This window comes from Ruegeria sp. CDSA079 (genome assembly GCF_059612245.1).
Genome location: NZ_JBXWQF010000020.1, coordinates 24,004 through 48,283 on the forward strand (window position 1 = coordinate 24,004; position 24,280 = coordinate 48,283).

At 58.7% G+C, this 24,280-nt stretch carries 29 protein-coding genes; 16 read left to right on the forward strand and 13 right to left on the reverse strand.

Annotated elements, in window-relative coordinates; all coding sequences use genetic code 11:
* Window positions 1–21 precede the first annotated feature (21 nt).
* From AC2FJZ_RS17790 to AC2FJZ_RS17810, 5 genes are all read left to right on the forward strand, one after another.
* Window positions 22–1,215: an aminotransferase-like domain-containing protein gene (locus tag AC2FJZ_RS17790; protein WP_496779320.1), complete on the forward strand. Its 1,194-nt coding sequence runs from the start codon at window positions 22–24 to the stop codon at window positions 1,213–1,215.
* Window positions 1,216–1,259: 44 nt separating this feature from the next.
* Entirely contained in the window at window positions 1,260–1,655 is a 396-nt protein-coding gene (locus AC2FJZ_RS17795) for a hypothetical protein (protein WP_496779322.1), read from the forward strand.
* 141 nt (window positions 1,656–1,796) lie between these two features.
* Window positions 1,797–5,252, forward strand: coding sequence for a chromosome segregation SMC family protein (locus AC2FJZ_RS17800; protein ID WP_496779325.1), 3,456 nt, complete (start codon window positions 1,797–1,799; stop codon window positions 5,250–5,252).
* A 53-nt stretch (window positions 5,253–5,305) separates the two neighbouring features.
* A complete protein-coding gene (locus tag AC2FJZ_RS17805) occupies window positions 5,306–5,656 on the forward strand; it encodes a hypothetical protein (RefSeq protein ID WP_050605248.1) in 351 nt (116 codons plus the stop codon).
* A 223-nt stretch (window positions 5,657–5,879) separates the two neighbouring features.
* Window positions 5,880–6,218, forward strand: coding sequence for an acyl-CoA thioesterase (locus AC2FJZ_RS17810; protein WP_496779383.1), 339 nt, complete (start codon window positions 5,880–5,882; stop codon window positions 6,216–6,218).
* Between the two features lie 6 nt (window positions 6,219–6,224).
* Here the strand turns inward: AC2FJZ_RS17810 and AC2FJZ_RS17815 are convergent, their stop codons facing one another.
* Genes AC2FJZ_RS17815 through AC2FJZ_RS17825 form a run of 3 tightly spaced genes read right to left on the reverse strand, consistent with a single transcriptional unit; the run spans window position 6,225 to window position 9,282 of the window.
* Window positions 6,225–7,388 (reverse strand): lytic murein transglycosylase, encoded by a 1,164-nt coding sequence (locus tag AC2FJZ_RS17815; RefSeq protein WP_496779327.1) that lies wholly within the window; start codon window positions 7,386–7,388, stop codon window positions 6,225–6,227.
* A gap of 11 nt (window positions 7,389–7,399) precedes the next feature.
* Window positions 7,400–8,320 (reverse strand): adenosylcobinamide-phosphate synthase CbiB, encoded by a 921-nt coding sequence (gene cbiB, locus AC2FJZ_RS17820; protein ID WP_496779329.1) that lies wholly within the window; start codon window positions 8,318–8,320, stop codon window positions 7,400–7,402.
* Window positions 8,317–9,282 (reverse strand): threonine-phosphate decarboxylase, encoded by a 966-nt coding sequence (locus AC2FJZ_RS17825; RefSeq protein WP_496779331.1) that lies wholly within the window; start codon window positions 9,280–9,282, stop codon window positions 8,317–8,319. The genes cbiB and AC2FJZ_RS17825 overlap by 4 nt, the downstream gene beginning before the upstream one ends.
* A 185-nt stretch (window positions 9,283–9,467) precedes the next feature.
* On the opposite strand from AC2FJZ_RS17825, the gene AC2FJZ_RS17830 reads away from it, so the two are divergent.
* Window positions 9,468–9,830 carry a response regulator transcription factor gene (locus AC2FJZ_RS17830; RefSeq protein WP_050605244.1) on the forward strand — a complete coding sequence of 121 codons (363 nt, stop codon included), beginning with the start codon at window positions 9,468–9,470 and terminating at the stop codon, window positions 9,828–9,830.
* Here AC2FJZ_RS17830 and AC2FJZ_RS17835 read toward each other — a convergent pair.
* Window positions 9,812–10,801 carry a glutathione S-transferase family protein gene (locus AC2FJZ_RS17835; protein ID WP_496779333.1) on the reverse strand — a complete coding sequence of 330 codons (990 nt, stop codon included), beginning with the start codon at window positions 10,799–10,801 and terminating at the stop codon, window positions 9,812–9,814. The genes AC2FJZ_RS17830 and AC2FJZ_RS17835 overlap by 19 nt on opposite strands.
* A 212-nt stretch (window positions 10,802–11,013) precedes the next feature.
* Here AC2FJZ_RS17835 and AC2FJZ_RS17840 point away from each other — a divergent pair, with 212 nt between their 5' ends.
* On the forward strand, window positions 11,014–11,367 hold the full coding sequence (locus AC2FJZ_RS17840; RefSeq protein ID WP_496779335.1) for a hypothetical protein: 354 nt from the start codon (window positions 11,014–11,016) through the stop codon (window positions 11,365–11,367).
* Here the strand turns inward: AC2FJZ_RS17840 and AC2FJZ_RS17845 are convergent.
* Window positions 11,364–11,858, reverse strand: a complete 495-nt coding sequence (locus tag AC2FJZ_RS17845; RefSeq protein WP_496671032.1) for a L,D-transpeptidase family protein — start codon at window positions 11,856–11,858, stop codon at window positions 11,364–11,366. The two genes, AC2FJZ_RS17840 and AC2FJZ_RS17845, sit on opposite strands and share 4 nt — an antisense overlap.
* A 36-nt stretch (window positions 11,859–11,894) precedes the next feature.
* Entirely contained in the window at window positions 11,895–13,067 is a 1,173-nt protein-coding gene (locus AC2FJZ_RS17850; RefSeq protein WP_496671035.1) for a MalY/PatB family protein, read from the reverse strand.
* 94 nt (window positions 13,068–13,161) lie between these two features.
* On the opposite strand from AC2FJZ_RS17850, the gene def (AC2FJZ_RS17855) reads away from it, so the two are divergent.
* Genes def (AC2FJZ_RS17855) through speB form a run of 6 tightly spaced genes read left to right on the forward strand, consistent with a single transcriptional unit; the run spans window position 13,162 to window position 16,451 of the window.
* The gene (gene def, locus AC2FJZ_RS17855; RefSeq protein ID WP_496671038.1) at window positions 13,162–13,680 is read left to right on the forward strand and encodes a peptide deformylase; all 519 of its coding nucleotides are present in this window, start codon (window positions 13,162–13,164) and stop codon (window positions 13,678–13,680) included.
* Window positions 13,677–14,171 (forward strand): peptide deformylase, encoded by a 495-nt coding sequence (gene def / locus AC2FJZ_RS17860; RefSeq protein ID WP_496779337.1) that lies wholly within the window; start codon window positions 13,677–13,679, stop codon window positions 14,169–14,171. Before def (AC2FJZ_RS17855) ends, def (AC2FJZ_RS17860) begins: the two co-directional genes overlap by 4 nt.
* Window positions 14,172–14,173: 2 nt before the next feature.
* Complete coding sequence (gene fmt, locus AC2FJZ_RS17865; RefSeq protein ID WP_496779338.1) at window positions 14,174–15,088, forward strand: methionyl-tRNA formyltransferase; 915 nt, start codon at window positions 14,174–14,176, stop codon at window positions 15,086–15,088.
* A 6-nt stretch (window positions 15,089–15,094) separates the two neighbouring features.
* The gene (locus AC2FJZ_RS17870) at window positions 15,095–15,331 is read left to right on the forward strand and encodes a hypothetical protein (RefSeq protein WP_050605237.1); all 237 of its coding nucleotides are present in this window, start codon (window positions 15,095–15,097) and stop codon (window positions 15,329–15,331) included.
* Between the two features lies 1 nt (window position 15,332).
* On the forward strand, window positions 15,333–15,569 hold the full coding sequence (locus tag AC2FJZ_RS17875; RefSeq protein WP_496671045.1) for a GlsB/YeaQ/YmgE family stress response membrane protein: 237 nt from the start codon (window positions 15,333–15,335) through the stop codon (window positions 15,567–15,569).
* A 60-nt stretch (window positions 15,570–15,629) separates the two neighbouring features.
* Window positions 15,630–16,451: an agmatinase gene (gene speB / locus AC2FJZ_RS17880; RefSeq protein ID WP_496779340.1), complete on the forward strand. Its 822-nt coding sequence runs from the start codon at window positions 15,630–15,632 to the stop codon at window positions 16,449–16,451.
* A 1-nt stretch (window position 16,452) separates the two neighbouring features.
* Here speB and AC2FJZ_RS17885 read toward each other — a convergent pair whose 3' ends face one another.
* The 7 genes from AC2FJZ_RS17885 to AC2FJZ_RS17915 form a co-directional block, all read right to left on the reverse strand.
* Window positions 16,453–17,055: a COG3904 family protein gene (locus AC2FJZ_RS17885; protein WP_496779342.1), complete on the reverse strand. Its 603-nt coding sequence runs from the start codon at window positions 17,053–17,055 to the stop codon at window positions 16,453–16,455.
* 65 nt (window positions 17,056–17,120) lie between these two features.
* Window positions 17,121–17,744, reverse strand: a complete 624-nt coding sequence (locus AC2FJZ_RS17890) for a trimeric intracellular cation channel family protein (RefSeq protein ID WP_496779344.1) — start codon at window positions 17,742–17,744, stop codon at window positions 17,121–17,123.
* Window positions 17,741–18,208, reverse strand: coding sequence for a ribonuclease HI (gene rnhA / locus AC2FJZ_RS17895; RefSeq protein ID WP_496671063.1), 468 nt, complete (start codon window positions 18,206–18,208; stop codon window positions 17,741–17,743). Before rnhA ends, AC2FJZ_RS17890 begins: the two co-directional genes overlap by 4 nt.
* Complete coding sequence (locus tag AC2FJZ_RS17900) at window positions 18,201–18,788, reverse strand: class I SAM-dependent methyltransferase (RefSeq protein ID WP_496779346.1); 588 nt, start codon at window positions 18,786–18,788, stop codon at window positions 18,201–18,203. Before AC2FJZ_RS17900 ends, rnhA begins: the two co-directional genes overlap by 8 nt.
* Window positions 18,785–19,237 carry a DUF3429 domain-containing protein gene (locus AC2FJZ_RS17905; protein ID WP_050605230.1) on the reverse strand — a complete coding sequence of 151 codons (453 nt, stop codon included), beginning with the start codon at window positions 19,235–19,237 and terminating at the stop codon, window positions 18,785–18,787. Before AC2FJZ_RS17905 ends, AC2FJZ_RS17900 begins: the two co-directional genes overlap by 4 nt.
* Window positions 19,234–20,184: a 4-hydroxy-3-methylbut-2-enyl diphosphate reductase gene (gene ispH / locus AC2FJZ_RS17910; protein ID WP_496671072.1), complete on the reverse strand. Its 951-nt coding sequence runs from the start codon at window positions 20,182–20,184 to the stop codon at window positions 19,234–19,236. Before ispH ends, AC2FJZ_RS17905 begins: the two co-directional genes overlap by 4 nt.
* A 188-nt stretch (window positions 20,185–20,372) precedes the next feature.
* Window positions 20,373–20,948 (reverse strand): LabA-like NYN domain-containing protein, encoded by a 576-nt coding sequence (locus AC2FJZ_RS17915; protein WP_050605228.1) that lies wholly within the window; start codon window positions 20,946–20,948, stop codon window positions 20,373–20,375.
* A gap of 139 nt (window positions 20,949–21,087) precedes the next feature.
* Here AC2FJZ_RS17915 and folK point away from each other — a divergent pair, with 139 nt between their 5' ends.
* The 3 genes from folK (at window position 21,088) to AC2FJZ_RS17930 (ending at window position 24,264) form a co-directional block, all read left to right on the forward strand.
* Window positions 21,088–21,657, forward strand: coding sequence for a 2-amino-4-hydroxy-6-hydroxymethyldihydropteridine diphosphokinase (gene folK / locus AC2FJZ_RS17920; protein WP_496671075.1), 570 nt, complete (start codon window positions 21,088–21,090; stop codon window positions 21,655–21,657).
* 94 nt (window positions 21,658–21,751) lie between these two features.
* Window positions 21,752–22,105 carry a DNA-directed RNA polymerase subunit omega gene (rpoZ, locus tag AC2FJZ_RS17925; protein WP_050605226.1) on the forward strand — a complete coding sequence of 118 codons (354 nt, stop codon included), beginning with the start codon at window positions 21,752–21,754 and terminating at the stop codon, window positions 22,103–22,105.
* A gap of 26 nt (window positions 22,106–22,131) precedes the next feature.
* Window positions 22,132–24,264, forward strand: coding sequence for a RelA/SpoT family protein (locus tag AC2FJZ_RS17930; RefSeq protein WP_496779348.1), 2,133 nt, complete (start codon window positions 22,132–22,134; stop codon window positions 24,262–24,264).
* The last annotated feature ends 16 nt before the right edge of the window (window positions 24,265–24,280 follow it).

Here is a 24,280-nt window from a genome sequence, read left to right on the forward strand (position 1 = left end):
AATTGAGATCGGAGGAGCCTCATGTCTCGACACTCATTGTTTGCCACCCGAACTTCCCGGATGAAGGCATCAGAAATCCGAGAGCTGCTGAAACTGCTCGATCAGCCCGGTATCATTTCTTTTGCCGGTGGCATCCCGGACCCTGCTTTGTTTCCAGCTGACCCGTTCGCACAGGCATTCCAAGCAGCACTGGGACCAGAGACACAGGCGCTGGCGCTGCAATATTCGGTGAGCGAGGGCTATGTCCCGTTGCGAGAATGGCTGGTGCAACACATGCGTCAAATCGGAGTAGAGTGTGACATTGACAACATCCTGATCACTTCGGGGTCGCAGCAGGCGTTGGATTATCTGGGCAAGCTATTCCTGTCTCCTGGTGATACGGCCTTGGTCGGATGGCCAACCTATCTGGGCGCACTTGCAGCGTTCAATGCCTACGAGCCCCGGTTTGATCGGCTGAATGGCAACAACGGAGCCGCGGAATACATAGCAGCAGCAAGGGATGGCACTGTGAAGTTCGCTTATCTGTCGGCGGATTTTGCCAATCCAACCGGCGAAACTCTGGATCGGCAGGGCAGGGATGCTTTGTTGGATCTGGCAGAAGAACTGGACTGCGCCATAATCGAGGACGGGGCCTATCAGGCGTTGCGCTATGATGGTGATCCGATTCCACCGATCCTGTCCCTGGAGCTCGATCGTAAAGGGTCTATCGAAAGCTGCCGGACAATCTATTGCGGCAGTTTCTCAAAAACCCTGTCGCCGGGGCTGCGCATGGGTTGGGTTGTGGCCTCCAAACCGATCATTTCTCAGATGGTTTTGTTGAAACAGGCGGCGGATCTTCATTCGGCGACCATCAATCAAATGGCCGTACATCAGGTGGCACAAACGTGTTTTGACACACATATTCTCAAAGTGCGTGCGGTCTACACGGCCCGTCGCGATGTGATGCTGGACGCGTTGCAAGAGCATATGCCCGAGGGGGTCGAGTGGACGCGGCCCGAAGGCGGTATGTTCATCTGGGTCACGCTGCCCGCAGGGATCAATGGGTCTGACCTGTTGGCGCGAGCTCTGGATACGGTGAAAGTGGCCTTTGTACCGGGGCAAGCATTCTTCCCGGATGGCAGCGGCACCAATACTATTCGTCTCAGTTTTTCAAATTCTGACGAAGCGACAATCCGCGAAGGTATTCGTCGTTTGGGAGAAGTCTTGCGGGCCTGAATTGGGAAAGGTTTCGTTAACCATATTGCCGCTAGAAATGCGGCATGACCCGAGTGTTTGCCTTTCTGTTCCTCGCCGCTTGTTCAGGCGGCACGCCTTACTTCCGCGACCTGCCGGCAACACGTGTCGCGGTGAATGGCAGCGTCTTTGACGTGCGGGTCCGCAATGAACTGGCCGAGGCCGTCCGTGTGAACGCTCAATACGCCCCGCGTCTTGGCCCGATCCGCGACCGGGCCGCGTTGGCGATGGAGTACGTGTCGGGCTGTCCGCTTCTGGACGTATTGGGCGATGCGGCAGTCACCGTCGGGGTGCTGGGGTGCGACCGCGAATTGGGGGAAAAGCTGATTTTCGGCGCACTCCTCCTCCGCCCGTATCAATGTGTCGATTACGGCTATACCAGCGGCTATGACTATCAGGTGTTCGAGTGTACGCCCTACTGAGATAACCGGTCTTGCGCGTGGTTTCGCCAAGATATTGTGGATAACTCGACCCAATATGCCACATCCTGCGCAATCACGTTGACACTTGTACCCATGGTTGCGCAGACTTCTTAACCATAGGAATCATACCAAGAGCAGCCATTGCGTTTCAGCAAACTTAAACTGACCGGCTTCAAAAGCTTCGTGGACCCGACCGATTTGATCATCGCGGACGGGCTGACCGGGGTGGTTGGTCCAAATGGCTGTGGCAAGTCCAACCTTCTGGAAGCACTGCGTTGGGTGATGGGTGAAAACCGCCCCAAATCCATGCGTGGCGGCGCGATGGAAGATGTCATCTTTGCCGGTGCTGCCACCCGGCCTGCACGCAACTTTGCCGAGGTGGTCCTGACCTTGGACAACTCGGAACGTCTCGCCCCGTCAGGTTTCAACGACAGTGATCAATTGGAGATCGTCCGCCGCATCACCCGTGATGTCGGCAGCGCCTACAAGACCAATGGCAAGGACGTGCGAGCCCGAGATGTGCAGATGCTGTTCGCCGATGCCTCGACCGGGGCACATTCGCCCGCACTGGTGGGACAGAACCGCATTGCCGAGCTGATCAACGCCAAACCCCGTGCCCGCCGCCGTATTCTGGAAGAAGCCGCTGGCATCTCGGGCCTCTATCAGCGCCGCCATGAAGCCGAGTTGAAGCTGAAAGGGACCGAGGCCAACCTCACCCGCGTCGATGATGTTCTGGAACAGCTCGGTGGGCAATTGGCTCAATTGGCCCGTCAGGCGCGTCAGGCCGCGCGCTATCGCGAGATTGGCGAACAACTGCGGCAGGCCGAAGGGATGCTGCTGTATCGGCGCTGGAAAGAAGCTGATATGGCCCGCCAGCAGGCTGAAGAAAAGCTGCGCGAACGGATCACCGAAGCCTCCCGCGCCGAGGCTGAAGCCCGAGCAGCCGCCGCCAAACGGTCCGAGATCGAAGAAGCCCTGCCACCTTTGCGCGAAGAAGAGGCCATTGCTGCGGCTGTTCTGCAACGTCAGCAGGTGCAGCGCGATCAGCTTTCGGATCAGGAAACCCGCGCGCGGCAGACCATTGAGACACTGACCAACCGTATTCAGCAGCTTGGCAACGATATTGAGCGTGAAACCGGTCTGAACCGCGACGCGGGTCAGATGATCGAGCGTCTGGAATGGGAAGCGCGCGAGCTGACCAAGGCAGCCGAAGGTCATGATGAGAAAGTGGCCGAAGCGGCAGAAATCGCGCGCGAAGCGGCCTCGATCCTGCAGGACCGCGAAGACCACCTGTCGCAACAGACCGAAGATATGGCCCGCCTTGTTGCCCGGCACCAATCGGCGCAACGTTTGGTCGAAGACAGTCGCAAGACTTTGGCCCGGTCCGAGGGCGAAGAGGAAAAAGCACGGCACGCAGTGGATGAGGCCAAAACGGCCCTGACCCGCTCCAGCGAGGCGTTTGAAGCCGCGCAGGAGGGCGAGGAAGAAGCGCGCGAAGCAGCAGAAGCCGCTGACGAGGCACTGGCTGTCGCCGACGAGCTGCGCAACGAAACGCAAGCGCGCGAGGCCGAAGCGCGTGCGCAGCGTTCTGAGGCTGAAGGTGAACTTGGAGCGATCCGTGCCGAAACCACTGCCCTGGCCAAGCTGGTGGAACGCGACACCGCCGAAGGTGGCCAAGTGCTGGATTTGCTGCGTGTAGAGCCGGGCTTTGAAAAAGCCCTGGGCGCGGCCTTGGCCGATGATCTGCGTGCGCCGCTGGTCGAGGGCGATGGCCCCTCCGGCTGGGTGCAGGTGGCGGGTTATGACAGTGATCAGCAGTTGCCGGATGGGGTCGAACCGCTGGCGCTGCATGTATCTGGCCCGGATCGTCTCAGCCGTCGGATTGCTCAGATTGGCCTTGTGGATGCGGATCAGGGTGCACGCCTGCAGGCGGCGCTGAAACCGGGTCAACGGCTGGTGTCCCGCTCGGGTGATCTGTGGCGTTGGGACGGCTTCCGCGCATGGGCCGAAGATGCCCCAAGCGCAGCAGCGCTGCGGTTGGAGCAGCTCAACAAACTGGAAACGCTGAAGCAGGAATTGACACGCACCGAGGCGCAAGCAGATGGTGCCCGCGCTGCGCATGAGGCGCTGTCGCGCCAATTGGCAGACGTGACCGAGGCCGACCGTCGGGCGCGTGAAGCCCGCCGTGCTGCTGATCAGCGCATGGCTGAAACCGCGCGTCTGCTCAGCCGGGCCGAAGCGGATCGCAATCTGGCGCAGGGAAGGCTGGAAACCCTGACTCTCACCGTGGATCGCCACAAGGAAGACGCCATCGCGGCCCGCGCGCAATTGCGCGAAGCTGAGGGTGCATTGAGCGGTTTAGGTGAACTCGACAGCGCCCGTGCCGAGGTCGAAGACATCAAACAAACCGTCGAAGCGGCGCGGATCACAATGCTGACCCACCGTTCGACCCATGATGAGCTGCGTCGTGAGGGGGACGCACGCACCCGCCGTTCGCAGGAGGTCACAAAAGACCTCAGCGGATGGCGGCACCGATTGGAAACTGCAGAAAAGCGGATTTCGGAATTGGCCGAGCGCAAGGAAAGCTCGGAAGAAGAACTGACCGAAGCCATGGCAGCGCCCGCAGAAATCGCCGAAGCGCGGGAAGAGTTGAACGAACTGATCGAAGCGGCTGAAACGCGTCGGGCAGAGGCTGCTGACAAGCTGGCCGAGGCTGAGACCCAGCAGCGAGAGATTGTTCTGGCTGAACGTGAGGCTGAACGTTTGGCCTCGGAAGCGCGTGAAACCCGCGCGGCGGCTGAAGCACGCTGTGATGCGGCCAAAGAAAGCGTCGTCGCTGCAGCGGAACGGATCGCTGAAGATCAACAGCTGACCCCGAACCAGCTGCTGAACCAGTTGGACGTGAACCCCGACCAGATGCCTGCTGCGGATGTACTGGAATCAGAGGTGAACCGCCACAAGCGCCAACGTGACGCAATGGGCGCGGTGAACCTGCGGGCTGAAGAAGACAGTAAAGAAGTTCAAGAAGAGTTCGACACGCTTGGTAGCGAAAAAGCAGATCTGGAAGAGGCCATCAAGGCCCTGCGCAGCGGTATTGCCAGCCTCAACCGCGAAGGGCGCGAGAGGTTGCTGACCGCGTTTGAACAGGTGAACTCGAATTTCGCGATGCTGTTCAAGCATCTCTTCGGCGGTGGTGAAGCCAACCTGGTCATGGTCGAAAGCGACGATCCGCTGGATGCTGGCCTTGAGATCATGTGCCAACCGCCGGGCAAGAAACTGTCGACCCTCAGCCTGTTGTCGGGTGGAGAACAGACCCTGACCGCGACCGCGCTGATCTTTGGTGTGTTCCTGGCAAATCCCGCGCCGATCTGCGTGCTGGACGAGGTCGACGCGCCGCTGGACGACGCCAACGTCACGCGTTTTTGTGATCTACTGGATGAGATGTGCCGTCAGACCGATACGCGCTTCCTGATCATCACCCACCATGCAGTCACGATGGCGCGGATGGACCGGCTTTTCGGCGTGACCATGCAGGAACAGGGCGTCAGCCAATTGGTTTCGGTTGATCTGAAGAAAGCCGAGCAGATGGTCGCCTGACCGCTCACTGCAAGTTTATGACGGTTGCGGCTGTATCACGCTAACTTGGGAACATGACGCGTTTTTTGATCCCCGCCCTAATCGCCGCCAGCCCGGCCTTTGCCACAGACTGGTCTGTCAAATCCGGGGATGTTCCCCTGACATCATCGGAACTCGACGCTTTGGCGGGCCAAACGTTCACCTTCTACGATGACGGTCAGGCCAAATTCTCGGCTGGAGGGGCCTATTCCTTCACTTATGCCAGCGGAGACTCGGCTTTTGGGACCTATTCCATTGCCGAGGATGGCAGCGTCTGCATCGCTTATCGAAATGGGTTCAGCCGATGTGATCTGTATGTGCACAGCGGCGAGAGGCTGATCTTAATCGACGAGAAAGGCGATCGGTATCCGGTTCGGCCCGAGTAAACCGGTGTGTGATCACGGTCCAAAGACAAAGCACAAAACAGGGACTCTCTTCATTTTGACGAAAAAACTTGTCAGATTGTGCGGACGACCTTTCCAGCCAAAGGCCCATGAGGGGATATAACCTGTGACAGAAGACTACGACAAACGCCTCGCTCTGGGAAAACAACGCGGATCGCATGGTCGTCAGCAAGACAAAGGTGTTTTGGTCATTCGAACGATTGCGATGCCCGCCGACACCAATCCGGCGGGTGACATTTTTGGCGGATGGCTGATGTCACAAATGGATCTGGCTGCGGGCAATATGGCGGCGCGTGTGGCGCAGGGACGATCGGCGACCGTTTCCGTCGAGGCGATGCAGTTCCTGCAACCGGTCAAGGTTGGGGACGAAGTGACGCTCTATGCAACGCTGGTCCATGTCGGACGCACATCCATACGCGTTCATGTGGATGTCTGGGCGCGTCCCAGACAATCCGACAATGGCCAAAAGGTAACGGATGCGGATTTCGTCTTTGTTGCCTTGGATGAGACCGGGGTGCCACGTCCTGTGTTTGAAGACAGTTAAAGCCGTCTAAAGGCGGTTCAACAACTCAACTGTCGGCCACGCGTCTGCAGGCAGGCCCAAGCGCTGCTGTTCCGCCTGCACGGCGGCCCGCGTTCCAGCTCCCAGAATGCCGTCGACTTTGCCGACATCATAGCCATTGGCCTGCAACTTGCTTTGTAGCTGCTTCATTTGTGCGCCGTTCAAACCTTGCGCCGGATTGCCTGCATCATAGATCTGCGCACCTTCAAGTCGTGTGCCGAAATAGGCGGCTGTCACAACGTAGACAAAGCTTTGGTTCCACTCGAAATAAACGTCGAAATTGGGATAGGCTAGGAACGCTGGCCCGTTGCGTCCCTGTGGCAGGATCAATGAGGCTGGCAGATTGGCCAGCGACCCGCTGCGGGCCTGTATGCCCATGGCTTGCCAATCAGCCACCGAGCGTGGTTTGCCGGGGCCAGACAGGGACCAATCCATTTGTGTGGGCACTGTGACCTCTTGCAGCCACGGCTCGCCCGCACGCCAACCCAGATGCGACAGCATCTTGGCCCCGGACATCAGCGCATCAGTGGCCGAAGTTTTCAGGCGAACATGCCCGTCACCATCTCCGTCGACACCGTTTTCCAGAATGTCACGGGGCAGCATCTGGACCATGCCAATCTCTCCGGCCCATGCGCCCGTTGTACGGGCAGGGTCGAAATCACCGTTCTGATACAGTTCGATGGCAGCAAATATTTGCGGGCGGAACAGTTCGGGCCTGCGGCAGTCATGCGCCAACGTCACCAGCGCGTTGCGGGTGTTATAGTTCCCCTGAAACGCACCATAGTCTGTTTCAAACGCCCAAAAGGCCAGCAGCACCCCGCGCGAGATGCCATACTCGCGCTCGATCCGGTCAAACACAACGTCGTGTTCGCGCGACATTGCCTGCCCACGTTCGATCCGATTTCTCGTGATCAGAAGGCGTGAAAATTCGATGAACGGTTTCTGGTACACCCCCTGCGCACGGTCCGCCTTCAGCACCGCATTGTCCTGCTGCACGCCATTGAAAAACGCGTTCACGGTGGATTTATCAAAACCCTGCTGCACAGCCTCGGCTTTTAACCCCTTAACGAACGAATTGAACCCGCCACCACATTGGGCCAGAGCAGGAGAGGCAAACAGAGCTGCGGCGATCAGACCGGAAAGAAATCGCATGAAGGGACCCGTCAGAAAATCAGTTTGACCCCAACCGACACTGACACGAGCCCAAGCGCAAGCCCCCAAACGCACCACAACATGTGACATGCGCGGAAAACTTCCGCCGCGCCGATGTCGTGCGGCGCATCGCCGTTGACCCAGGCCAGATCCCTGACCTGCCCGTCATAGCTGCGCGGTCCGGCAAGGGCGACGTTCAACGCGCGGGCCATGGCGGCCTCGGGCCAGCCTGCATTAGGCGAGATATGGCGGCGCGCATCCCCTACAATTTCGCGCCAGCGCGACCGCTGGCCGGAGAGCGCCACGATCAGCACACAGGTCAGGCGGGCAGGGATCAGGTTCAGCAGGTCGTCGAACCGGGCCGAGGCCCAGCCAAACGCGCGGTACTTTTCATTGCGATAACCGATCATGCTGTCGGCGGTATTCACGGCTTTGTAGACAAGCAGCCCGGGCAAACCGGCGACCAGAAACCAGAAAGCAGGCGCAATGACGCCGTCGCTGAGGTTTTCCGCCGCGCTTTCGATGGCCGAGCGCGCCACCTGCGCCTCGGTCATGTCCCGCGTATCGCGTGAGACGATCATGGCCACCTGTGCCCGCCCTTCAGCCAATGAGGTCAGCAGCCCGTCACCCACCGCACGCACATGTGCAACTAGCGATTTCTGTGCCAGCAGGATCGCACAGAGCAAGACCTCGACAACCGGCCCCAGCAGAGACAGCGCCCAGCCCAGCCCCAATGCACCGCAGACCAGCAGGGCAAGCACACCCACCCCTTTCAGCCGACGCCCGGCCCCATGGTTCAAACGTTTATCCAGCCAGCCGATCAGATTGCCGATCATCACAGCCGGGTGTTTGACGCGCGACCAGAGCCAGTCGGGCTCTCCCAGCGCTGCGTCCAGACACATGGCGCAAACCAGCATCAGGCCAAGGCTCACAGCGCGGTCTCCAGCCGATCCCACCCGTCCGCAGGCGGCAGCCCGAGACGCAGATAGGTGGTTGAATAAGGAAAGACGCGGCTCCAGATATGGCTTTGTGCCAGTCGATTCTGCCATCCAGCGGCGTCGTCAACCTGATAAAGCCGGAACAGGCTGGTGCCACCGATGACCTTTGCCCCCTTGGCAGTCACCAGAGCGTCCAACAGGGCGGCCTCATCATCCAATCGCGCACGTGTATTGTCTGCCCAGCCATTGTCCGCCAGGGCCTGTGTTCCAACCCTCAGGGCAGGGCCAGACACAGACCACGGGCCCGTCAGATCGTTCAGCCGGTTGATCATCTCTGGCCGCCCGATTGCAAAGCCCAAACGCATCCCGGCCAGCCCCCAGAACTTGCCAAAGCTCTTCAGTACGATAACGCCGGGGCGGTCTGCCAGATGGATCAAGGACGCGTCCGGCATGACGTCGCAAAAGCTTTCGTCAATCACGGTCAGTGGGGCAGAAACATCGCTTTCCTTCCAGATACGACCGTCGGGATTGTTCGGATGCACGATTACGCGGGCATCTCCGGGTGTATTAGCTTGAACGGTCCAACCTTGCGCCGAAAAGGCGGCGCCGTGTTCGTTATAGGTGGGCGGCGTGATCTGCACGGCGCCTGTCGTCGCAAGCGCGGGAATGCGTGCGATGATGGCCGATGCGCCCGGTGCGGGCAGGATCGCCGCGCCGTCCGGCACATTCCAGAACCGGCGTGCGGCATCTGAAAGTCGTTCAAAGGCCCCGTGATCCGGCAGTTCAGCCCAATCTCCGGCAGTTAGCCCAGAAACCTCGTAAGGATGTGGGTTGATGCCGGTCGACAAATCGATCCAGTCGGAGCGTTGACCACTATACCTGACAATCGCCCTGTCCAGCCCTCCACCGTGGTCGCGCGCCGCGCGTGGGTCCAGACCGTGATCCAATGTGCTCATTTGCTCTCTCTGCGGGAAATGACCGATTTTTGCGCGTTTCAAGCGGATTTTTGCCTCTTACACAAGCAAATCCGCCAGTTCACGGAGCTGTGGGGCCGCTGTTAACACTTTGTTAAGGAAATAACGAGATCACGGACCACGGGGGTCGGCACCAATCACCATATCAAGTGCCGAGGTTGTTGCAAATGAAAGTTCTGATTGTTGAGAGTAATCCCGATCTTGGTCGGGTCTGGAAAAGGCATCTGGAAAGGCAAGGCGCCGAGGTCACGCTGGTCGAGACGCAGGAAGCCGCCATTCTGGCGCTGTATGGCACGGATTTCGAAATCATCGTGCTGGATCTGGTTTTGGAAACCGGCAGCGCTTTGGCCGTGGCCGATTTCGCCAGCTATCGCCGCCCCGAGGCGCGGGTGATCTTTGTCACCAACACCTCCTTCTTCTCGGATGGATCGATCTTTGCCCACAGCCCGAATGCCTGCGCCTATGTGCAAAGTGAAACACCGCCAGAGGATCTGGCGGCGATGGTCGAACATTACGCTGCAGGTCGTTGATCGCGGCCATGCGGCTCTGCATAATCCAGTACCGGGTTCACCGGAATAATTCGATGCGGATTGATGCTGTCGTGGCTGTAGTGATAATGGCGCACGATGTGGTTCATGTTCACCGTCTGCGCGACACCCGGCCACTGGTACAGCTCACGCGTATGGGCCCATAGGTTCGGATAATCAGTCAGACGCCGCTTGTTGCACTTGAAATGCAGATGATACACTGGGTCGAAGCGGACCAGAGTTGTGAAAAGCCTCCAGTCGGCCTCGGTGATCCGGTCCCCCATCAGATAGCGGTTACGGGACAGCCGGTCTTCCAGCCAGTCCAATGTGTCGAACAGCGGCCCCACAGCGGCGTCATATGCCGCTTGCGAGGTGGCAAAGCCGGACTTGTAGACTCCGTTATTGACGTCTGAATAGATGCGCGCGTTGACCTCTTCGATCTCGTTCCGCATCGCTTCGGGCCAGTAATCGTCGGTATTGCCGGTAATCCCGTTGAAGGCCGAATTGAACATGCGGATGATTTCCGAGCTTTCGTTCGAAACGATTGTCTCGTGCTGTTTGTCCCACAGGATCGGCACCGTGACGCGACCAGAATAAGAGGGATCGGCCCTGGAGTAGATCTGATGGGCATAATCCAAGCCATACAGGTCGTCACCGGCGGCACCATGATTGTCGGGTTCAAAGGTCCAGCCTTTGTCCAGCATGTCTGGATGCACGACCGAGACCGAGATCAGATCGCTCAGCCCTTTCAATTCGCGAAAGATCAGTGTGCGATGCGCCCAGGGGCAGGCGTAGCTGACATAGAGGTGATAGCGCCCGGCTTCCGATTTGAACCCGCCCTTGCCTGACGGCCCTGCACTGCCATCGGCGGTCAGCCAGTTGCGAAACTGCGCGGCGCTGCGTTTGAACGCGCCGCCCGTGGATTTGGTGTCATACCAGGTGTCGTGCCATTTTCCGTCGACCAGCAGGCCCATTTCTTTTCCTCCGCAAAAGCGTTTTGACAAAGATAGGCCCAGACCCGGCATCTTCCTATCCGAACACCCGCGCAAGAGCTCTGCATTGTCGCACAGTCGGGGTCGGGATTTCTGTGCAACAGACTTCGGATAGAACGTGATCTGTGATGCGGTTCACTGGATTTTTACAACTCTTCCCGCACAATAGAACTCATAAGCGGGGGAACGGATTAATGAGTACCTATGTTTCAAAGGAAATACGCGCCGAGTTGGACGCGGCCCGAATCGCCACGATGAAGAAAGCCAGCCGTTTGCGGGTGGAAATGGGCAACAATACATACAAAATTCTTAAATTGTGGAAAGATGGATTTACGGTTGAGGCCCAAACCACCCCGCGTCTGCGCGGGCTGGTCGATATCTATGATGGGGCAAACCATCTTTACCAATGCCTGATCGTCGCGGATGAGGACGAAGGTGGTGAAATGCGGTATGAATTCAAACGCAGCACCGCAGCCCATGACAGTGCCCCGCTGGATTTCTATCGCGCGCCGGATGCACCGATTGCCCTATTGGGGCACGAGGATTAGGGCCGGATTTCGACGGTCGTGCCGGTTTCGGTCAGGCTCCAAAGCTGCGCCATTTCGGCATTCGACAGTGCAATACAGCCCAATGTCCAATCTCCGGGCAGGGTAACACCGACCACACCGTTTGGTTGCCCATGGATGAAGATGTCTCCTCCGGGGTCCTCACCCTTCAGACGTGCGCGTTTAATGTCATCGGGTTGTGGATAGTCTATTCCTAGTGACAGGTGAAAGGCGCTGTTCGGGTTGCGTCGATTAATTTCAAAAAGCCCGATAGGGGTTTTTCCGTCCCCTTCGATCTGCTTGTCTCCGTCCGGGGCAAAACCTAACGAAATGTCGGCCTGCATCACCACTGCCCCGTCCAGCGAGGCAGTCAGGCGGCGGGCGGATTTCTCAATCAGGATATGGTCAATACGTGTGGCTTCGGGCGCCAGCGGAGGGGCCGGCGGGCGCGGGCCATAGCGGTGCCAGCCAAACCAGCCGGCACCTAGTGTCAACAGAATGAGACATATCAGCCCCAACCGACGCATGTCTTATTGCAGATCCCCGAAGGCTCGTTTCAATCGCGCGCAAGCTTCCTCGACCCGCGCCCGTTGCGTTGCGAGGTTGAACCGTTCGAACGTCTCTCCACCAGCGCCAAAACCAGGACCTGACGAAGTTGCAATCCGCGCATCCTCGCGAAGGCGGCGGACAAACTCGTCATGATCCATACCGGTGCCCGAGAAATCGACCCAGGCCAGATAAGTCGATTGCAACGGCATCGACCACAGGCCTGGAATTTCGGCAATGGTCTGATCGAACAGACGGCGATTGCCCTCCAGATGCGCGATCTGGGCATCCACCCATTTGGCCCCCTTGGGGCTGTAGGCGGCGGTGATCATCGCCACACCCAATGCGCCGGGGTCGTAGTCCAGCGTCTGCAACCGATGCTTCATGGTCGCGCGCAGTTTGGGATCAGGAATGATCATGTTGCCGGTGCGTTGCCCGGCGATGTTGAATGTCTTTGACGCAGCGGTCAGCGTCACAGTCCAGGGTCGTGCATCCGGGGCCGCAACATCCATCGGCACAAATTTGGTGCCGGGATAGACCAGATCGTGGTGAATCTCATCCGACACTAGGATCAACCCATTGCGTTCGGCAAACGCGGCCACGGCGCGCAGCTCCTCCGGCGTCCAAACCCGACCCGACGGATTCTGTGGCGAACACCACAGCAGCATCGTCTCGGACCCATCCAAACGCGACTGAGCGTCCTCCAGATCAAGGCCATAGCTGTCGCCTTCACGCACCAGCGGGCATTCCACGACTTTGCGGCCCGATTTGTTCACCTTGTGGGCAAACTCATGATAAACTGGGGTGAAGATCACGATGCCATCGCCCGGCTTAGTCCAGACATCCAGTGACAGCGCAATTGCGTTGCCCAAGCCTTGGGTCGTCAAAATCCAATCGGTGTCGATCTCCCAGTCGTGGCGAGTTTTCATCCACCATTGAACCGCAGCCAGATAGTCCGGGTGCATCCAGGAATAGCCGAACACGCCAAGATCTGCCGCTTTGCGCACCGCATCGATCACGCAAGGCGCTGTTTGGTAATCGGAATCGGCCGTCCACATGGCCAGCCCATCCTCGGGTGAAACACCATACAGCGTCTCCATCTTGTCCCATTTTGAACTGTTGGTGCCCCGGCGGTCGATCAGGTCGTTGAAAGTCATGTCTGCTCCGTTCTGTTGGTCGAAAGCTAACCGCAAATCGGGCAGGTGCAAGGGGGGCGTTGCGGCGCGGGGCGGGATGGCCTAAATCAGCCTCATGAAACGCAATATCCTGATCCATCCCGACCCCCGCCTGAAGAAGGTCTGCGCGCCTGTGGACGACCTTACGGACGAGCTGCGCAAACTGGCCGACGACATGCTGGAAACCATGTATGATGCGCCCGGCGTCGGCCTGGCCGCGCCTCAGATCGGTGTGCTGGACCGGCTGATCGTGATTGATTGCGTCAAGGAAGAGGGCGAGACACCGCGCCCCCTGATCATGTTCAACCCCGAGGTCGTTGCGTCTTCGGATGAAATCAGTGTTTACGAGGAAGGCTGCTTGTCCATCCCCGATCAATACGCCGAAGTGACCCGCCCCAAGGTGGTCGATGTCACCTGGATGGATCAGAACGGCAAGCTTCAGCAGGAAACCTTTGACGGGCTTTGGGCGACTTGTGTGCAGCATGAGATCGACCATTTGAACGGCAAGCTGTTCATCGACTATCTCAAGCCGCTGAAACGGCAGATGATCACCCGCAAGATGCAAAAGCTGAAACGCGAACGGACCCGGACATGACCGTCCGCCCCTGCCTGCCATGGCCCGACAAACGCCTGCGCACCAAAGCGGATGAGGTGGGTGAAATCACTGATGCGATCCGGGACATCTGGGACGACATGATCGACACGATGGAGGCAATGCCCGGTGTTGGCCTTGCTGCACCGCAGATCGGCGTGATGTTGCGCTTGGCTGTGGTCGATGGGTCGGCCGAACGGGGCAAGGCCGTGCGTCTGGCCAACCCGGAAATTCTGCACAGCTCGATGGAGCTGCGCGAACACGAAGAAGCCAGTCCAAACCTGCCCGGCGTGTCGGCCAAGATCAAACGACCGCGTGCAGTAACGGTGAAGTTCCTGAATGAGCAGGGCATGGTGGATCGCCGAGATTTTGTTGGCATAGACGCCACCAGTGTGCAGCATCAGATCGATCATCTGAACGGACGGATGTTTTTCGACCGGCTCAGCAAGGTCAAACGTGACATGCTGCTGCGCAAAGCCAAAAAGCAGGGGTAAAGATGCGCGTTGTCTTCATGGGAACCCCGGATTTCTCGGTGCCGGTTCTGGATGCACTGGTCGAGGCCGGGCATGAGATTGCCGCCGTCTATTGCCAACCCCCACGCCCCGCCGGTCGCGGCAAGAAAGACCGCCCAACGCCCGTTCACGCCCGGGCCGAGGCTCTGGGCTTGCGCGTCCGCCATCCGGTTTCGTTGAAATCAGCCGAGGAGCAGGATGCCTTTGCCGCGTTGAATGCGGATGTGGCCGTGGTTGTGGCCTATGGCCTGATCCTGCCACAACCTGTTCTGGATGCGCCCAAGCAGGGTTGCCTGAACATCCACGCCAGCCTGCTGCCGCGCTGGCGCGGGGCTGCGCCGATTCATCGGGCGATCATGTCCGGCGATACCGAGACAGGCATTTGCATCATGCAGATGGAGGCTGGTCTGGATACAGGCCCGGTTCTGCTGCGGCAGGCAACTGCGATTGAACCAGAAGAAACAACCGCGCAACTGCATGACCGGCTCTCAACCATGGGGGCGGCGCTGATCGTCGATGCGCTTTCTAAGCTACAGGATCTCACGCCCGAACCTCAGCCTGAGGACGGCGTGACCTACGCCTCCAAGATCGACAAATCCGAAGCCCGCGTCGACTGGACACGTCGGGCGGTCGACGTCGACAGGCAAATCCGGGGCCTGTCACCCTTTCCCGGGGCATGGACCGAGATGGAGGGTGAACGCATCAAACTGCTGGCGTCGCGTTTGGTGGACGGGCAGGGCACTCCGGGGGAGGTTCTGAATGATGATCTGTACGTGGCCTGCGGGCAGGGTGCTGTCGAACTGCTGCGCTTGCAAAGGGCAGGCAAAGGCGCGCAGGATAGGGAAACCTTCCTACGGGGCTGGGCAATACCCACCGGCACTCGGCTATCTTCGGAGTAAAGCCATATGTTCATGGTGATGATGGGCACCGTCGTGATTGCCGGGATTGTCGGATACCTGTCCGAACAGACCGGTTTTACCCGTAACGGCTATTTGCAATCCATCATCATCTGTGTGGGCGGCGCGTTCCTGTTCTATTTCGTGCGCATCATGTTCGGGATCAGCTTTGGCCCGCCAGGTCTGGATGCGGTGATATCGTCCGTTGGTGCCCTGATTATCGTTCCGACCCATTGGAGGAAATGAGATGCCCATCGTTGTGTTGATCATCATCGGTGCTGCGGCAGGGTTCCTCGCCACCCGTTTGATGCGGATCGAGGCGGATATCCCGACGACAATGCTGATCGGCATTGTAGGGGCCTTGATCGGAGGGCTTCTGCTGCGGTTTCTGCTAACCGTCATGGGCTGGCTGTCAGGGTTTGTAGGGGCGGTCCTTGGGGCATTGCTGGTGATCTGGATCTGGCAGACTTATCTGCGCCGTTAACGCCTTGACCTTGCGCCAACTCTCCGGCCAGATCGCGTTCAACGACAAGGGAGGCTGTCGATGCAGCACGATCTGAAACCGGGTGACGTTGCTCTGATGGGCGTTCCACTGGACCTGCATTCCTCGTTCCTGCAAGGCCCTGCCTTCGCCCCAGGACGCATACGCGAAGCGTTACATTCCGGTGCCGCCAACCTGACCGCCGAGGATGGCACCGACTTGGGTGCGACCGAGAGATTCCGAGATACCGGCGACTTGGACGTTTTTGAGATGCGCGGTCAGGAGCCGATTGACCGGATCGAAGCCGAAGCTGCCAAGCGTATCGCAACCGGTGCACGCCTGTTGTCACTGGGTGGCGACCATTCCGTGGCCTATCCATTGATCAAGGCCCATGCGGAGAAGTACGAAGGGTTGAATATCCTGCATATCGACAGCCACCCCGATCTGTACGACGAACAGGATATCGGCCCGTTGGGCCATGGCTGCCCTTTTGCGCGCGTGATGGAGAACTGCCCGATCAAGCGGCTGGTGCAGGTCGGCATCCGTACCATGAACGCGCATCAGCGCGAACAGGCCGACAAGTTCGGGGTCGAGGTGATCGATATGCGCAATTGGAGCCCCAACCTGCAGATTTCCTTTGATGGCCCAGTTTACCTGTCACTGGATCTGGATGCGCTAGACCCGGCCTTTGCCCCGGGCGTCTCGCATCACGAACCCGGCGGGCTGAGCACGCGCGAAGTCATCAACCTGATCCACCGTTTCGAAGGCCAACTGGTCGGGGCCGATATTGTCGAGCTCAATCCGCATCGCGACCCTTATGGTATGACCGCGATGGTAGCCGCGAAATTCGTCAAGGAAATCGGTGCGCGCTTGATGACGCGCTGATTTATCGCGCGTCGCACTCCGTGGCCGAGCTAAGTGCCGGGGCGCTTCTGGTGGTCATCTCGTAGCGGTTCGCCTCGGCGGCGGTCATCCAGTGCATACTGTCGGCCGGGGCAGCATAAAGCGTGTACCAATAAAATTCCTCATCCACGCCTATGTCTTTGAAATAGTCCAGGTATCGGTCATGTTCCGGGTCGTCCTCGGGCAATTCGGTGGCCACCAGCCCAGATCCGGCCCAACTGTGAACCCCGACACAGGCCCCCGGTTGCAACACGCGGCGCTCTCCAGCCAGGAAAAGGTCGGTACCTCCGCTGGCGACCAGACCGTTTGAGGGCACGATTGTATCGAAACCGGCCCTGCGCACCGCGCGGCTGAAGATGACATTGGCGTCATCGTCCACGGATCCTTCGATGTACTGCAGGACCAGTGTTCGGGCTTCGGGGTTTTCAGCGATGGCCTCCTCAAAAGCGGATAGCGTTGTTTCATCAATTGTGCCCGAGGCAATGATCTGGTCGCCCTGCGCCACAAAACTGACAGGTGTGTAGTATTGCCCGCACGAGGCGAGCAGGGCCAGACAGGCGGCAATGGATGTAAGTCTAAGGGTCACGTTGGCCTCCGGGCTGTGCTTTCCAAAGGGGTATCAGCACACTGCTTTGACGTCTACCGACAGGCTTATTTGCGCGGTGGACGACTTTTGTAGACGGGCAATTGCCAGCCAAATATCAATGATCCGGCTCGCAACGCCCAGCAGACCAACGCGCAGAGAGCCAGTGCAAGCGCAGGTTCTGTCCCTAAACGGACAGCCAACACCGCCGTCAGCGCGCCAGTAAATGCGCAAGAGACATAAAGCTCACCCTGTTTCAGCACCAGTGGCACCTCGTTGCAGACCACATCACGCATTAGCCCGCCCAGACATCCGGTCGTCACCCCCATCAGCACGACAATGATACCGGATTGATCCAGAGAAAACGCAGCGCCAGTTCCGGCAGCAACGGCAACCGACAGTGCAAAACTGTCCAGCCAAACCAGCCAGTTGTAACGGCTTTCCATCAAATGTGCGGTAAAGAACACCAGAACCGCGGCGGCAACGGCGATCAGTATGTAGTCCGGTTGGCCGACCCAGAAGATAGGGTGCCGGTCCAACAACAGATCACGCACTGTACCGCCTCCGACTGCGGTCAGACAGGCCATGAAAGCAAACCCGACCAGATCCAGCTGGGCGCGGCTGGCCACCAAGGCCCCGGTCAGCGCAAAGATCAGGACCGAGGTGTAATCCAGCAAGGATAGCGAGGTCACGCCTGCGCCTTCTTGGGTTTGAACGGCGCCATGCCTGCGCGGGCCAACTCATCGGCCTTTTCGTTCTCGGGGTGGCCCGCATGTCCCTTGACCCACTCCCAGGTCACATCATGCCGTTCTTGCGCTTCGTCCAGACGTTGCCACAGATCGACGTTCTTGACCGGTTTCTTGTTCGAAGTTTTCCAACCGTTCCGCTTCCAGCCAAAGATCCAGCCGGTGACGCCGTTCTTCACATACGCGCTGTCGGTCACGATGGTGATCGTCGACGAGCGCTCCAGCGCCTCCAGCGCGCTTATGGCGGCCAGCAGTTCCATCCGGTTGTTGGTTGTCTCGGCCTCGCCCCCGTTCAGCTCACGTTCTTTTAGAACGGTGTCCCCGTCCATCGCGCGCAGCAGCACGCCCCAGCCTCCGGGGCCGGGATTGCCGGAACAGGCACCATCGGTATAGGCAAACAAATCAGGCATGAGCAAACACCAATATAAATCCGTCATAAGACCCGGCCAGACCCTTGCCCATCCCCTTGACGCTGCGGTCAATCGAGAACCCAGCCTGGGTCAGAGCGCCTTCGATCTCGGCCTCGGTATAATATGTATAATAGCGATCCAGTTCGTCCCTGTGTTCACCAGTGCCCAGCTTCATGCCCAGAAACAACTGGCCTTCGGGCTTTAGGGCGTTGTGGATCGCCTTTAGGTGGCGCGGGAAATCTGCGCGCGGCGCGTGCAGCAGCGAAAAGCTGGCATAGACACCGTCATAGACCGAGGTCTCGGTCACGTCATCAAACGTACCGAGATGCGCGTCTACTCCGTTCTCACGGGCATGGTCCACAAAGGCAGGCGTCGCGTCCAGCGCCCTTACCTTTAGACCCTGGCGCATCAGGAAACCGCTGTCTGACCCGGGCCCGGACCCCAGATCCAGCACATAACCACCCGCACAGACTGCATCGGCAAATGCCTGACGTGCCTCGAGCTGCTCGGGGGGCAACGGGATGTTCAGATATTCGGCCACCCTGGGGGTATAGGCGTTGATCGTGCGTTTGTCGGTCACAGGTAAACTCCGACGGCAAGGCTGGCGACAACGACGGCGGTCAGCAGGATGCGCAACCGCATCCACCAGACCGGTGTCAGCCGCCAATAAGAAAACAGGGCATCCAGCACCAGCAAACCGGCAAACCCGTACATCAGGTTCGTGCCCGCCTGAACCGGCCCGCCGCCTGTCATGAAAAAGGCCCATAGCGCGGGCAGGACAGACAGGGTGTAACATAGACCCGCCTTGCTGCCCGAGGTCTTGGTGGCAAAACCCCAAAGAACACCGGACATAAAACTCAGGATGACCGAGCCATAGAACAGCTGCACGTACGGTCCCACAAAACGCGCGCCAAGGTTCTGCGCACCCCAGGCGTTCAGGTCGCCGTTCAGATAGGTCAAAGCGCCCCAGACAAAGGGAATCAGCCCCGCCAGACCCAGATAGAGCGGTGCCTTTGGTACTCCGATCACACCGGTTGCCTCAGGACACGGGGGACTTTGAACTCGATGTTTTCGACGGCTGTCTCAACCAGTTCGACGGTGACATCGTAATGCGCGCGGAACGCGTCGATCACCTCGTTCACCAAAAGCTCGGGGGCCGATGCGCCCGCAGTGACGGCCACGGATGAGATACCCTCCAGCGCGCGCCAGTCGATCTCGGAGGCGCGCTGCACCAGCTGCGCATATTCGCAGCCCTCGCGTGAGGCGACCTCGACCAGACGGCGGGAGTTCGACGAGTTTGGCGCCCCTACAACCAGCAGGGCGTCCGCCTTGGGGGCCACGGCCTTGACGGCCTCTTGCCGGTTCGTGGTGGCATAGCAGATGTCTTCTTTGTGTGGTCCGACAATGGCCGGGAACCGGGCCTGAAGCGCAGCTATGATGTCTTTGGTGTCATCAACTGACAGGGTTGTCTGAGTAACAAAGGCGAGTTTTTCGGGGTTACGCACGTCAACCGTGGCCACATCCTCGACGGTTTCGACCAGCAACACATCGCCCTCGGGTAGCTGTCCCATGGTGCCAACGGTCTCGGGATGGCCCTTGTGGCCGATCATGATCATCTGCAGCCCCGCATCTGCATGGCGCTGTGCCTCGATGTGCACTTTCGAGACCAGCGGGCAGGTTGCATCCACATAGATCATCTCGCGTTTAGCGGCCTCGGCAGGGACCGATTTCGGCACGCCATGGGCGGAAAAAATCACCGGGCGATCATCTGGGCATTCGTGCAGTTCCTCTACAAAGACAGCACCCTTTGCCCGCAGCCCGTCGACGACAAATTTGTTATGCACGATCTCATGGCGCACATAGACCGGAGCCCCCCATTTCTGCAGGGCCATTTCCACGATCTTGATGGCGCGATCCACACCGGCGCAGAAACCCCGGGGGGCTGCAAGGTAAAGTGTCAGCGGTGGCTGTGTCATTGGGTGTCTCCTTGAGGCACAGGTAAGTCTTTTCCTGGCCTTGGTCCAGACAGGAGATCGTCATTCAACTGACACGAATCGATGCTAGCCAAGAGATGTTTCAGCACCTGTACATAGTTAAGGAAGCGCGGCCAGGACTTCGGTCCTGACCGCGCAAATTTTACCCCATCAGTAATGCGTATTTCAGATCAGCTGTTGCTGGCCATCGCGACATTGCGCGGCTCGGCCGGCATTTCACGTGGCGGGCGGCCGATCACGTCGCGCAGATCTTCCAGTTCGATGAAGTTGTCCGCCTGTCGGCGCAGCTCGTCCGAGATCATCGGAGGCTGGCTACGGATGGTCGACACGACAGACACACGCACGCCCTGACGTTGCAGGCTGGCAATCAGCGGGCGGAAATCCCCATCGCCCGAGAATAGCACGATATGATCCACACGAGGCGCAAGTTCCATGGCATCGACAGTAAGCTCGATATCCATGTTCCCTTTGACTTTCCGACGCCCCATGCTGTCGGTGTATTCCTTGGCCGGTTTCGTGACCATGGTGAAGCCGTTGTAATGCAGCCAGTCAACCAATGGACGGATCGGCGAATATTCGTCGTTTTCCAGGAGCGCTGTGTAATAGAAGGCCCGAAGCAACTTGCCACGGCGCATGAATTCCTGCCGCAGAAGTTTGTAGTCTATGTCGAAACCGAGTGCTTTTGCCGCAGCATAAAGATTCGAGCCGTCGATGAACAGCGCTAGCCGTTCGTCTTTATAAAACATAAATAGTCCCTTTCGGTATAATCCAGATCGCGCCGTTAAGTGAGTGAGTGAGTGATAAATTGGCGCGTTCTGATCATGCTATAATTAGAACTTTTGGCAGTTATCGCAAGTATGCAATGCGTCGAATGTAGGGTGCTGGATGAGCAATTCTTTGTCAAATGCCGTTATTGCACTGGGTGCAAATCTCAACTTGAGAGGAAATGGGCCTGCCGTTACCCTTCAGAGCGCCCTTGACGCCATTTCGCGTCAGGATCTGGTGATTCGCGCAGTCAGTAGGTTTTTCGCGACACCTTGCTTTCCCGCAGGCGCGGGCCCGGATTACGTGAATGCTGCGGCTCTGATCGCCACCGAGCAGTCTCCGGCCGAGCTTTTGCGCGGCCTGCACGCGGTTGAGCATGAGTTCGGGCGCGAACGGGTGCAGCGTTGGGGAATGCGGACACTGGACCTCGATCTTGTGTGTTTTAGCGATCAGGTGTTGCCGGATCGTGCGCTGTTCGATCACTGGCTGACCCTGTCACCTGAGGCGCAGCAGCAAAAGGCCCCGGATCAACTGATCCTGCCGCATCCGCGCCTTCAGGACCGTTCATTTGTGCTTGTGCCCATGGCCGATATCGTCCCTGACTGGCGTCATCCAGTTCTGGATCGCACGGTTTCACAGATGGTCGCCGATCTGCCTGCGGACGAAGTTGCAGCGGTCACGCCACTGTGATCCTTGCAAATGCAGCATTTCCTGCTTGTCAAGGCGCGGATTCGCGCTTAGATAAGCCCCTTCCTGACATGGATTCAGAAACGGAGAGCGCCTCATGGCCCGCGTGACGGTTGAAGATTGCGTAGACAAGGTTCCAAACCGGTTCGAACTGGTGATGCTTGCCGCCCATCGGGCGCGCGAGGTATCCGCCGGTGCTGCGATTACTGTTGACCGCGACAACGACAAGAACCCTGTCGTGTCCCTGCGCGAAATTGCCGACGAAACCCAAAGCGCGGATGAACTGCGCGAGCGCCTGATCGAGGCCAACCAGACCCAGATCGAGGTCGATGAGCCGGAAGAAGATCAGATGGCACTGCTGATGGGTGCCGAATCGGACAAACCTGCCATGGACGACATGTCCGAAGAAAAACTCCTGCGCGCTCTGATGGAGGCCCAGGGACAGGGGTAAGCCCTAAAAGCGAAGGTGCGGACCGGATGATTTCTGCTGACGACCTGATTGCGCTGGTCCGCAACTACAATCCCAAGACGAATGCTGAACGTATCACACTGGCCTATGAATTCGGTCAGCAGATGCATGAGGGGCAGGTCCGACATTCCGGCGAGCCCTATTTTACCCATCCCGTTGCCGTTGCCGCCATCCTGACAGAACAGCGTCTGGATGATGCGACCATCATTACGGCGCTGCTTCACGACACGATCGAAGACACCAAAGCCAATTATGGCAAGGTGGCCGAGCTGTTTGGGGATGAAGTCGCCAAGCTGGTTGACGGTGTTACCAAGCTGACCAACCTGCAACTGTCCAGCCGTGAGACCAAGCAGGCTGAAAATTTCCGCAAGCTGTTCATGGCCATGTCCAAGGACCTGCGAGTCATTTTGGTCAAGTTGGCAGACCGTCTGCATAACATGCGCACGATCAAGGCAATGCGCCCAGAAAAGCAGGTGGTTAAAGCGCGCGAGACGATGGACATCTATGCGCCACTTGCGGGCCGGATGGGTATGCAATGGATGCGCGAAGAGTTGGAAGACCTCGCTTTCCGTGTCCTGAACCCCGAAGGCCGCCAATCGATCATCCGGCGTTTCATCACGCTGCAACGCGAAACCGGTGACGTGATCCATCGGATCACCGGCGATATGCGGCACGAGCTGGAGAAGGCGGGGATCGATGCCGAGGTCTTTGGCCGCGCCAAGAAACCCTATTCGATCTGGCGAAAGATGCAGGAAAAGGATCAGGGCTTCTCGCGCCTGTCCGATATTTACGGCTTTCGCATCATCACCCAGACCGAAGAGGACTGCTATCGCACACTTGGTGCGATCCATCAGCGCTGGCGCGCGGTACCGGGGCGGTTCAAGGATTACATCAGTCAGCCGAAGTCGAACGGCTACCGTTCGATTCATACCACGGTGTCGGGGCGTGACGGTAAAAGGGTCGAGGTTCAGATCCGCACCCGCCAGATGCACGACGTGGCTGAAACCGGCGTTGCAGCGCACTGGTCTTATCGCGACGGGGTACGTACCGAGAACCCGTTTGCCGTTGACCCGGCCAAGTGGATTTCCAACCTGACCGAGCAGTTCGACAATGAGGAAGATCACGAAGACTTCCTCGAGGCCGTCAAATTGGAGATGTATTCCGACCAGGTGTTCTGCTTCACGCCCAAGGGCGATGTGGTGAAACTGCCGCGCGGGGCGACGCCGATTGATTTTGCCTATGCAATTCATACACGGATCGGCCATGCCTGTGTTGGGGCCAAGGTGGACGGCATCCGTGTGCCGCTTTGGACGCGGCTGAAGAACGGCCAGTCGGTTGACATCATCACTGCAGACGGTCAGACGCCGCAGGTCACATGGCTTGAGATTGCCGTCACTGGCAAGGCCCGCACCGCCATCCGTCGCGCCCTGCGCGAGGTCGACCGGGAGCGGTTCATTAAACTGGGCAAGGAACTGGCGCGTTCAGGCTTTGAGCACGTTGGGCGCAAGGCCACTGAAAAGACGCTAGACACCGCAGCCAAACACCTGCGTCTGAAAGATCGGCACGAATTGCTGGCCCGTCTGGGCAGCGCTGAACTTACGGCGCATGAGGTGGTTCAGGCCGTCTATCCCGAACTGGCCAAAGACGACGGCGATGCCATTCCGCTGCGTCGTGCCGTCATCGGCCTTGAACCGGGGCAGAAATTCGATCGCGCGCCGTGTTGCCAGCCTCTGCCGGGAGAGCGGATCGTTGGCATCACCTACCGTGGCAAGGGCGTGGTGGTGCACGCCATCGATTGCGACCGGCTGAGCGAGTTTGAAGGCGAACCCGAGCGCTGGGTCGATTTGCACTGGCATTCGGGCACCCACCCAGCCGTCTATAGCGCGACGCTGGATCTGACTATTGGCAATGACGCCGGTGTTCTGGGGCGTATTTGCACATTGATCGGCGAGAAAAAGGCCAATATCTCGAACTTGGAATTTGTTGACCGCAAACCGGATTTCTACCGTCTGCTGATCAATGTCGAACTGCGCGACCTTGAACAGTTGCATTCGCTTATGCTGATGCTCGAGGCGGAAAGCGACGTCGCGGCGGTCGAAAGGTATCGGGATCAGGCCAAATCCGCGGTTACAGCTGGCTGAGAAGGGGTGAACACGC

Excerpts from the sequence above, each read along its gene's own strand:
- AC2FJZ_RS17790 (WP_496779320.1), top strand. The coding sequence starts at position 22 with ATGTCTCGACACTCATTGTTTGCCACCCGAACTTCCCGGATGAAGGCA.
- AC2FJZ_RS17795 (WP_496779322.1), top strand. The coding sequence starts at position 1,260 with ATGACCCGAGTGTTTGCCTTTCTGTTCCTCGCCGCTTGTTCAGGCGGC.
- AC2FJZ_RS17805 (WP_050605248.1), top strand. The coding sequence starts at position 5,306 with ATGACGCGTTTTTTGATCCCCGCCCTAATCGCCGCCAGCCCGGCCTTT.
- AC2FJZ_RS17810 (WP_496779383.1), top strand. The coding sequence starts at position 5,880 with ATGCCCGCCGACACCAATCCGGCGGGTGACATTTTTGGCGGATGGCTG.
- AC2FJZ_RS17815 (WP_496779327.1), bottom strand. The coding sequence starts at position 7,388 with ATGCGATTTCTTTCCGGTCTGATCGCCGCAGCTCTGTTTGCCTCTCCT.
- AC2FJZ_RS17825 (WP_496779331.1), bottom strand. The coding sequence starts at position 9,282 with ATGAGCACATTGGATCACGGTCTGGACCCACGCGCGGCGCGCGACCAC.
- AC2FJZ_RS17830 (WP_050605244.1), top strand. The coding sequence starts at position 9,468 with ATGAAAGTTCTGATTGTTGAGAGTAATCCCGATCTTGGTCGGGTCTGG.
- AC2FJZ_RS17835 (WP_496779333.1), bottom strand. The coding sequence starts at position 10,801 with ATGGGCCTGCTGGTCGACGGAAAATGGCACGACACCTGGTATGACACC.
- AC2FJZ_RS17840 (WP_496779335.1), top strand. The coding sequence starts at position 11,014 with ATGAGTACCTATGTTTCAAAGGAAATACGCGCCGAGTTGGACGCGGCC.
- AC2FJZ_RS17850 (WP_496671035.1), bottom strand. The coding sequence starts at position 13,067 with ATGACTTTCAACGACCTGATCGACCGCCGGGGCACCAACAGTTCAAAA.
- def (WP_496671038.1), top strand. The coding sequence starts at position 13,162 with ATGAAACGCAATATCCTGATCCATCCCGACCCCCGCCTGAAGAAGGTC.
- def (WP_496779337.1), top strand. The coding sequence starts at position 13,677 with ATGACCGTCCGCCCCTGCCTGCCATGGCCCGACAAACGCCTGCGCACC.
- fmt (WP_496779338.1), top strand. The coding sequence starts at position 14,174 with ATGCGCGTTGTCTTCATGGGAACCCCGGATTTCTCGGTGCCGGTTCTG.
- AC2FJZ_RS17870 (WP_050605237.1), top strand. The coding sequence starts at position 15,095 with ATGTTCATGGTGATGATGGGCACCGTCGTGATTGCCGGGATTGTCGGA.
- AC2FJZ_RS17875 (WP_496671045.1), top strand. The coding sequence starts at position 15,333 with ATGCCCATCGTTGTGTTGATCATCATCGGTGCTGCGGCAGGGTTCCTC.
- speB (WP_496779340.1), top strand. The coding sequence starts at position 15,630 with ATGCAGCACGATCTGAAACCGGGTGACGTTGCTCTGATGGGCGTTCCA.
- rnhA (WP_496671063.1), bottom strand. The coding sequence starts at position 18,208 with ATGCCTGATTTGTTTGCCTATACCGATGGTGCCTGTTCCGGCAATCCC.
- ispH (WP_496671072.1), bottom strand. The coding sequence starts at position 20,184 with ATGACACAGCCACCGCTGACACTTTACCTTGCAGCCCCCCGGGGTTTC.
- AC2FJZ_RS17915 (WP_050605228.1), bottom strand. The coding sequence starts at position 20,948 with ATGTTTTATAAAGACGAACGGCTAGCGCTGTTCATCGACGGCTCGAAT.
- folK (WP_496671075.1), top strand. The coding sequence starts at position 21,088 with ATGAGCAATTCTTTGTCAAATGCCGTTATTGCACTGGGTGCAAATCTC.
- rpoZ (WP_050605226.1), top strand. The coding sequence starts at position 21,752 with ATGGCCCGCGTGACGGTTGAAGATTGCGTAGACAAGGTTCCAAACCGG.
- AC2FJZ_RS17930 (WP_496779348.1), top strand. The coding sequence starts at position 22,132 with ATGATTTCTGCTGACGACCTGATTGCGCTGGTCCGCAACTACAATCCC.